The sequence below is a fragment of the Streptococcus sp. GMD5S genome (assembly GCF_000298715.2).
Classification (GTDB): domain Bacteria; phylum Bacillota; class Bacilli; order Lactobacillales; family Streptococcaceae; genus Streptococcus.
Genome location: NZ_AJRG02000033.1, coordinates 1 through 3,691, shown reverse-complemented (window position 1 = coordinate 3,691; position 3,691 = coordinate 1). Strand labels below are relative to the sequence as shown.

Genomic DNA, 3,691 nt, shown 5'->3' with positions numbered 1-3,691 from the left:
AGTATCTAAACGATAGAAGGTTGGAGATTCAAATGACACCTGAGAATTTCCAGGGAAACTAACACTGATATTGAAAGTTTTTTGTTCTTCAGTATAACCCAAATTAAAGAAATTAAATGCATTGTCATTTGTAAAAGTCTTTTTTTCACCGTTGACAATGATGTCAACTTTCTTTTGTTTATCATTCGTAAAATGAAGATTTGAAAAAGAGAGATAGACTTGGCTATTTTGAGGAACCTCAATTTGATAATCAATCTTTGCATCTTCATTCGCAGAACCTGTGATGCTCGTTAAACCATCTGAAGTATCTGTTTTATCAGATGCTATTTGGGAGAAGTAATCTAAGTTGAGATTAGCAAGCTGGTTTATAAATAAAGCCTGATTATCTAAAGTGTGATTGTTAAAGTTTACATCTTTGTAAATAGATTGAGTGGCAAAGGCAATGGGTAAAGAGAGTTGATTTTTATATAAGGTTAAATGATCCTTTTGATAAATCTCTTGAAAGCCATACTTATCAAGTGAAGTTTCAGAAATATTGTACTGGATTCCAAATAAACTGTCTGCTAAAAGACTGTTATTTACATAACGGAGATTGAGGTTGGTTCCAGAGGATTTGAATCCCAGTTTATCCAAACTAGTGCTAGCTGAGCGATTTCGTACAGACGAAAATTGAGAGATTCCATTGTAGTTAAATTTCATACTGTCATTCCCAGTCTGAATTTGCAGTTTTTCAGTACGTGTAAATGGATTGTCAATTTGGTTTAGAATGGATTCCATAGCAGTGATATCTCTATTATAGGCGCTACGAGAAGCAAAGGCCCATTCTTTAGCTATTCCTTCTATTTGAGATGAAGCATTTAAGCTTATCTCAACTGTTATAAATAAAGACAAAAGAATTGCAAATAGATTTACAGAGATAAATTTTCTAATGACTGCAAGAAGTAAAAGAGCATAAACTAGTAGAAATTCAAGAGTGAGTAGGATATTCAAATCAGTTAAAAAAGAATAGTGTGATTTAAAATAGACAGTGGCCAAAAATCCTGTTAGTACAAGAAAAAGTGAGACAAATAGATTCCATAGCTTCAGTTCTTTCAGACGATTTAAGACTTCTGCTGCAGTATAAATTAACAGAGTGGAAAAAATCCAAGCATAGCGATGCAAAAACATATTCGGGGTATGCATCCCTTGCCAAAATAAATCAAGTGCCTCTATGTAAAAGCCTGTTATTAAAAAAGTAAAAAAAATTGCATAGATAAGTTTCACGTGAAACCTTATGGATTTTATTGTGAAAAATAGAATGGTTAAAATAAAAGGAAGCAATCCAACAAAAATCATTGGTATGGATCCATACTTAGTTGTATCAAAAGATCCAATGAATTGTTTTGCGAAAATATCTAGATACCAGCTACTTTCTGTTTTTAATTTTGTGATGGCAGTTAACTTCTCCCCATGAGTTTGTAAATCAAACAGTGTAGGAAGGGTCATAATCAAACTAGCCATTCCTGCTAAAAAGGAAGTGATAATAAAATCTATAAAAGATGATTTTCGAGTTTTAAAGTCCCAAGAAATTTGGCAGAGATACCAGAAAATAAGAAACAATGCTGTCATATACCCAAAATAATAATTTTGAATAAATAAGATTGACAAACTTGTAAAGTATAGTAGGCGCTTCTTTTGTGTTATAAGTAGGTGTAAACCAGTTATAATTAAAGGAATCAAGATAAAAACATCTAGCCAGGTTTTAATCTCTAACTGACTGACAGTGAAGCTCATTAAAGCATAGGAAGTAGATAAGGCAAGTTTTAAAAATTTTGGGATATCTTTAAATAATCTATTTAGACTAAAGAAGGTTGATAGACCAATAAATCCAAATTTTAATAGAGTGGTCAGATAAACAGCATCTGGCATATTCGACAGATTAAAAAAGTAAACCAGAGGTGAGAGAAAACTACCCAAGTAATAACTAGATAGAGCATAGAAATTCAGTCCGAGGCCACTTGTAAAGGTGTAAAACAAACTACCATTTCCATGTAAAATATTTCGTAAAGCCACATCAAAAATAACGTATTGATGGAAACCGTCTCCTAATAGTGGAGATATATCGCTATTCCAGTAGATACCTTGAGTTAGGTATACTCCAGTCATAATTACTAAAGGAATGATGAAGGAAACAAAATAGGTCCAATATGTTTTAAAAAATGATTTCATGTTACCTCGTAGAATGATAGAAAACTCAGTTGGTTACCCCAACTGAGTTTTGAAGTCTTATTTAATCTTTCCAAAGTTCTTTAACTTTTGCTTGTACTTCTGCATTTTCTAGGAATTCATCATAGGTTTCATCGATACGATCAATGACGCCATTCTTAGACAAAACAATAATATGGTTTGCTAAAGTTTGAATGAACTCGTGATCATGACTAGCAAAGATGATTGATTCTTTAAAGTTTTTCAATCCATCGTTCAAGCTTGAGATAGATTCCAAGTCCAAGTGATTTGTTGGATCATCAAGTACAAGGACATTTGATTTCAAGAGCATGAGTTTTGAAAGCATGACACGTACTTTTTCTCCCCCTGACAAGACGTTTACAGTTTTGTTAACCTCATCTCCAGAAAAGAGCATACGACCAAGGAAACCACGTAGGAAGGTATTGTCATCTTCTTCTTTACTTGCAAATTGACGCAGCCAGTCAAGGATTGACTCTCCTCCTGCAAAATCAGCCGAGTTGTCTTTTGGCAAGTAAGAACGGCTAGTAGTAACTCCCCACTTGACAGTTCCTTCATAGTCGATGTCACCCATAATTGCACGAATTAATGCAGTCGTTTGGATGTCATTTTGTCCAATAAGAGCTGTCTTATCACCTGGACGCAAGATGAAACTAATATTGTCTAGGATAGTTTCGCCATCAATCTTTACAGTTAGATTTTCTACTGTCAAGAGATCATTACCAATCTCACGTTCTGCTTTAAAGTTGATAAATGGGTATTTACGACTAGAAGGAACAATCTCTTCTAATTCAATCTTGTCAAGCATTTTTTTACGAGACGTTGCTTGTCTTGACTTAGAAGCGTTGGCAGAGAAGCGAGCAACGAATTCTTGCAATTGCTTAATTTTTTCTTCTGCCTTGGCATTACGGTCTGCTAGCAATTTAGCAGCAAGCTCAGAAGATTCCTTCCAAAAGTCGTAGTTTCCGACATAGAGTTTGATTTTTCCAAAGTCAAGGTCGGCCATATGAGTACATACTTTGTTTAAGAAGTGACGGTCATGGGATACAACGATAACGGTGTTATCAAAGTCAATCAAGAAGTCTTCTAGCCAAGTAATCGATTGGATATCTAAACCATTGGTTGGCTCGTCCAAAAGAAGAACATCAGGTTTACCAAATAAGGCTTTAGCAAGGAGAACCTTCACTTTTTCACCATTAGACAATTCGCTCATGTTTTGATAGTGCAATTCTTCTGGAATGTTTAGGTTTTGAAGTAATTGAGATGCTTCACTTTCTGATTCCCAACCTCCAAGTTCAGCAAATTCACCTTCAAGTTCAGCTGCACGAACACCATCTTCATCGGAAAAATCTTCCTTCATGTAAATGGCATCTTTTTCTTTCATGATGTTGTAAAGTTTTTCATTTCCCATAATGACGACATCAATAACTCGCTCATCTTCATAGTCAAAATGATTTTGACGGAGAAC

General features: G+C 34.5%; 2 protein-coding genes. Both read right to left on the bottom strand.

Annotation, left to right across the window (positions count from 1 at the left end; genetic code table 11):
* On the bottom strand, positions 1–2,208 hold a 2,208-nt coding region (locus GMD5S_RS0209470; protein WP_016893862.1), incomplete at its 3' end, for a YfhO family protein.
* Positions 2,209–2,269: 61 nt separating this feature from the next.
* A partial coding sequence (locus GMD5S_RS0209465; RefSeq protein ID WP_016893861.1) for an ATP-binding cassette domain-containing protein occupies positions 2,270–3,691 on the bottom strand: 1,422 nt, incomplete at its 5' end.